At 60.0% G+C, this 5,001-nt stretch carries 5 protein-coding genes; 4 read left to right on the top strand and 1 reads right to left on the bottom strand.

The genetic code is table 11. The features are described 5' to 3' along the window. Positions 1-330: 330 nt before the first annotated feature. The 3 genes from FEM54_RS24445 (at position 331) to FEM54_RS24435 (ending at position 2,285) form a co-directional block, all read left to right on the top strand. Complete coding sequence (locus FEM54_RS24445; protein ID WP_017134770.1) at positions 331-732, top strand: winged helix-turn-helix domain-containing protein; 402 nt, start codon at positions 331-333, stop codon at positions 730-732. After that, entirely contained in the window at positions 725-1,180 is a 456-nt protein-coding gene (locus FEM54_RS24440) for a transglycosylase SLT domain-containing protein (protein WP_099548806.1), read from the top strand. Before FEM54_RS24445 ends, FEM54_RS24440 begins: the two co-directional genes overlap by 8 nt. Before the next feature lie 85 nt (positions 1,181-1,265). Next, positions 1,266-2,285 carry a quinone-dependent dihydroorotate dehydrogenase gene (locus FEM54_RS24435; protein ID WP_017134772.1) on the top strand — a complete coding sequence of 340 codons (1,020 nt, stop codon included), beginning with the start codon at positions 1,266-1,268 and terminating at the stop codon, positions 2,283-2,285. A gap of 136 nt (positions 2,286-2,421) precedes the next feature. On the opposite strand, the gene rmf is transcribed toward FEM54_RS24435, so the two are convergent. Beyond that, positions 2,422-2,637, bottom strand: coding sequence for a ribosome modulation factor (gene rmf, locus FEM54_RS24430; RefSeq protein ID WP_002553055.1), 216 nt, complete (start codon positions 2,635-2,637; stop codon positions 2,422-2,424). Positions 2,638-3,169: 532 nt separating this feature from the next. Here rmf and rlmKL point away from each other — a divergent pair. Further along, a partial coding sequence (rlmKL, locus tag FEM54_RS24425; protein ID WP_138453434.1) for a bifunctional 23S rRNA (guanine(2069)-N(7))-methyltransferase RlmK/23S rRNA (guanine(2445)-N(2))-methyltransferase RlmL occupies positions 3,170-5,001 on the top strand: 1,832 nt, incomplete at its 3' end.

Below are 5,001 nucleotides of genomic sequence, written 5' to 3'. Positions count from 1 at the left end.
GGTTGGCGCAGAGCCGCGGATGCTGGCGGGTGCTATCGGGCCGCCGCCGCTGACGCAAAGTCAATATGAGCGTGTGCAACGCGCATTTGTGCGCGAAAACCGCGAAGCCTCTGACATCCAATAACTTTCTGAACGCCTATCAACGCTTTCCTGAGTGTTTGTTGCCGGTAATGGCGAAAAGTCCTACGCGATACGCACACAAAGCTTCGATTACATGGGCTTTTCCCTAGCGTTGTTCAGGGGCCGACTTTCTATAGTCGCGGGGTTGGCGTATCGACCGTTTCTGGAAACAAGGTAATCAATGTCAGTAGATCAGGTACAGAGGTGAATATGACCCTCGCGAATGAAGAACTGGCAGCCTCGTGGTTTTTTGCCGGATGGACCTTGCATGTTGATGGCCGGTTAACGGGTGAGGGTGTGGATATTCAGCTGCCACCCAAGGAGTGGCAGGTGCTGCGGTTGCTGTTGGCATCCGGTGGTGTGCTGATGACCAAGGACCGTTTACTCGAGCAGGCCTGGTCCCGTGGCGAGGTTGCGGAAGAGTCGCTCACCCGTTGTATCTATGAATTGCGCAAGCACTTGAGAGAAGACAAAGGCTTTATCAAGACGATCTATGGCAGGGGGTATCGCTTTACCTGTGCTGTCACCGTTCGGCAACACACCCAACGGCTGCCCGGGCAGGCGTGTGTGCCTCGCATCTGTTCGGCCTGTGGCCAGGTGAACCATGATTAAGCGTTTGCGCAAAGGCTTGCTGCTGTGCCTGCTGATGGGCAGCTACCCGGCCTGGGCCAGTTGTTGGGAGGAAGTCGCCGGCCGGTATGACATTGAGCCGGAGCTGTTGAAAGCCATTGCTGTGGTGGAGTCGGGCGCACGCGCGGGCGCGATGAACCCGGGTAATAGCGATGGTTCGCGAGACATTGGCCTGATGCAGATCAACAGCATGCACTTGCCTCGTCTGGCCAAGCAGGGGATTACCGAGGAAAGGTTGCTGACTGAGCCGTGTTTATCGATCGAGGTGGGGGCTTCGATCCTGGCCGACTTCATCCAGCGCTTCGGTTACAACTGGACAGCCGTGGGGTCCTATAATGCCGGGCCGGCACCCGAGCGTGAGGCATTGCGCCTGCGTTATGCAGAAAAAATCTGGGCGCAGTATGAAGCGTTGGTTGCACATCGCCAGTGACGAATGGACGGCACGCCTCGCACCCGGCGTGCCACCCCGGCTATAATCGCGCCACCTTTCGCCGCCATCCGAGTCTAGCCCGCCCATGTATACCCTGGCCCGCCAGCTGTTGTTCAAACTCTCCCCGGAAACCTCCCACGATCTGTCCCTGGACTTGATCGGTGCCGGTGGCCGCCTGGGGCTCAATGGTCTGGTATGCAAGGCACCGGCAAAAATGCCGGTTTCGGTGATGGGGCTCGATTTTCCCAACCCGGTCGGGCTGGCTGCGGGTCTGGACAAGAACGGCGCGGCCATCGACGGTTTTGCGCAACTGGGTTTCGGCTTTGTCGAGATAGGCACCGTGACGCCACGACCACAACCGGGTAACCCGAAGCCGCGTATCTTCCGTTTGCCCGAAGCCGAGGCAATCATCAACCGCATGGGCTTCAACAACCTGGGCGTTGATAACTTGCTGTCGCGGGTTCAAGCCGCGAAGTACAAAGGCATTCTCGGCATCAATATCGGCAAGAACTTCGACACGCCGGTCGAGCGCGCCGTGGATGATTACCTGACCTGCCTGGACAAGGTCTACGCTCACGCCAGCTACGTCACGGTCAACGTCAGTTCGCCCAACACGCCAGGCCTGCGCAGCCTGCAGTTTGGTGATTCCCTCAAGCAATTGCTCGAAGCCTTGCGCCAGCGCCAGGAAGACCTGGCCGTGCGCCATGGCAAGCGCGTGCCGTTGGCCATCAAGATTGCCCCGGACATGAGCGATGAAGAAACCGTGCTGGTCGCCCAGGCCCTGGTGGATTCGGGCATGGATGCGGTGATCGCTACCAACACCACCTTAAGCCGCGTCGGCGTTGAAGGGCTGGCGCATGGTGACGAAGCGGGCGGCCTGTCGGGCGCGCCGGTGCGGGACCAGAGCACCCATATCGTCAAGGTACTGGCCGCTGAACTGGCGGGGCGCTTGCCGATCATCGCCGTGGGCGGCATCACCGAAGGCAAGCACGCAGCCGAGAAGATCGCTGCCGGCGCCAGCCTGGTGCAACTCTATTCCGGCTTTATCTACAAAGGCCCGGCGTTGATTCGCGAGTCGGTGGATGCCATCGCGGCTTTGCGCTGATAGATCAGCCAATTCCTGAGCATTAAAAAGGGCTCCAAAAGGAGCCCCCTGGGCCGAAGCCCGCCGCCCGGATAGGACGTGCGTGGTTAAGTCGTTACAAAATCTTCAAGGTGGTTGTCGGATTAAGTGCCCCGTGTCAGCCGACGGCGTGAAGTTCGTTGAGTCTGTGGATTCCCGCAGTGCCAGTCATACCGTCCCAGTTGTCGCCGCGTCCTTCTCGCCAGCCGTTGATCCAGGCTTGGCGTACCGACGGTAGAGTAAATGGGCAAAGCTCACGGGATTTACCATGAACGCCATATTGATATCCGCGTAAAAATGCTCTTTCCAACGGATCACGCTTAAGTCTTCTCATAGGGTGTTTCCCTCACTTGTTGACTGTCTAGATATCCTTCGGCCCCGCGTGGGGCCGGGCAGGGTTTTCCTGCCGTTGGTGGGCTCGCTGCCGGCGTGGCGAGCCTATGTGTCGGCGTCGTTACGGCGCCAACCTGTGTTGAGTTCTAACCAATAGGTCACATGGATTCAATGATCGTTTTGTCATAAGCACGTAACGATAACGATGCTATAGCCATAAGCTGGGATGGCTTTTCGCCCCATTTAATAGGCAAACCCAGCTATGATGTGCCCTGCATAGAGGATGGGTTTAATCCTTTAGTGAGAATGCCCGCCTGTTGCAGTCGGTTATTATTCGACGAAGGGTCGGAATATTTCTTTTTGTTGCGATGATTTATTTATCTGCCCCGGCAATTCAGGCCCAAACGCCCGGTAGCCGGGGTGGAACGGCACATTCGTGCCACGCGAGCACTCTTCAAGAAAAGTGCTTGATTGAAAACCGAGCCGGCGATGCGTCGCCCGTTCATTTATTGCTGAAAAGCCTGGAATGCCCCATGTCGGACCGTTTTGAACTCTTCCTCACCTGCCCCAAGGGCCTCGAAGGCCTGCTGATCGAGGAAGCCGTCGGGCTTGGCCTTGAGGAAGCCCGCGAGCACACCTCGGCCGTGCGCGGCATGGCCGACATGGAAACCGCCTACCGCCTGTGTCTCTGGTCGCGCCTCGCCAACCGCGTGCTGCTGGTGCTCAAGCGCTTCCCGATGAAGGACGCCGAGGACCTCTACCACGGCGTGCTGGATATCGAATGGGCCGACCACATGGTCCCGGACGGCACCCTGGCCGTTGAGTTCAGTGGCCACGGCTCGGGCATCGACAACACCCACTTCGGCGCGCTGAAGGTCAAGGATGCGATTGTCGACAAACTGCGCACCCCGACCGGCGAACGCCCGTCCATCGACAAGATCAACCCGGACCTGCGCATTCACCTGCGCCTGGACCGTGGCGAAGCCATCCTTTCCCTGGACCTGTCCGGTCACAGCCTGCACCAGCGCGGTTATCGCCTGCAGCAGGGCGCCGCACCGTTGAAGGAAAACCTGGCAGCCGCGATCCTGATTCGCGCCGGCTGGCCGCGTATTGCGGCCGAAGGCGGCGCGCTGACGGACCCGATGTGTGGCGTGGGCACCTTCCTGGTGGAAGGCGCAATGATCGCCGCCGACATGGCGCCCAACCTCAATCGTGAGCTGTGGGGCTTCACCACCTGGCTCGGTCACGTACCGGCGCTGTGGAAGAAGCTGCACACCGAGGCCACCGAGCGTGCTGCCATTGGCATGAACAAGCCGCCATTGTGGGTGCGTGGCTATGAGGCTGACCCGCGTCTGATCCAGCCCGCCCGTAACAACATCGAACGCGCAGGCTTAAGCCACTGGATCAAGGTGTACCAGGGCGAAGTCGGCACGTTCGAGCCGCGCCCGGACCAGAACCAAAAAGGCCTGGTGATCTGCAACCCGCCCTACGGCGAGCGCCTCGGTGACGAAGCCAGCCTGTTGTACCTCTACCAGAACCTCGGCGAGCGCTTGCGCCAGGCCTGCATGGGCTGGGAAGCGGCGGTGTTCACCGGCGCGCCGGACCTGGGCAAGCGCATGGGCATCCGCAGCCACAAACAGTATTCGTTCTGGAACGGCGCGTTGCCGTGCAAGTTGCTGCTGATCAAGGTCAACCCGGACCAGTTCGTCACTGGCGAGCGCCGCACCCCGGAGCAGCGCCAGGCCGAGCGTGAGCAAGCCGCTTACGATCAAGCCCCGACCGAGCCGGTCGAGCGCCAGTACAACAAGAACGGCAACCCGATCAAGCCGGCTCCAGCCCCGGTGGTTGAGCAGGCGCGCCTGAGCGAAGGCGGGCAGATGTTCGCCAACCGCCTGCAAAAGAACCTCAAGCAGTTGGGCAAATGGGCCAAGCGCGAAGGTGTGGACTGCTACCGTGTGTACGACGCCGATATGCCGGAATACTCCATGGCCATCGACCTGTACCACGATTGGGTGCATGTGCAGGAATATGCCGCGCCTAAATCCATCGACCCGGAAAAAGCCTCTGCGCGTATGTTCGATGCGCTGGCCGCGATTCCCCAGGCGCTGAACGTCGACAAAAGCCGCGTGGTGGTCAAGCGTCGCGAACGTCAGAGCGGCACCAAGCAGTACGAACGTCAAAGCGCCCAAGGCAAGTTCACCGAAGTCAGCGAAGGCGGCGTGAAGCTGCTGGTCAACCTCACCGACTATCTGGATACCGGCCTGTTCCTCGACCATCGCCCGATGCGCATGCGCATCCAGAAGGAAGCGGCCGGCAAGCGTTTCCTCAACCTGTATTGCTACACCGCCACCGCGAGTGTGCACGC

It is taken from the genome of Pseudomonas edaphica (genome assembly GCF_005863185.1).
Lineage (GTDB): Bacteria > Pseudomonadota > Gammaproteobacteria > Pseudomonadales > Pseudomonadaceae > Aquipseudomonas > Aquipseudomonas edaphica.
This window is presented reverse-complemented; position numbering and strand designations above follow the sequence as displayed.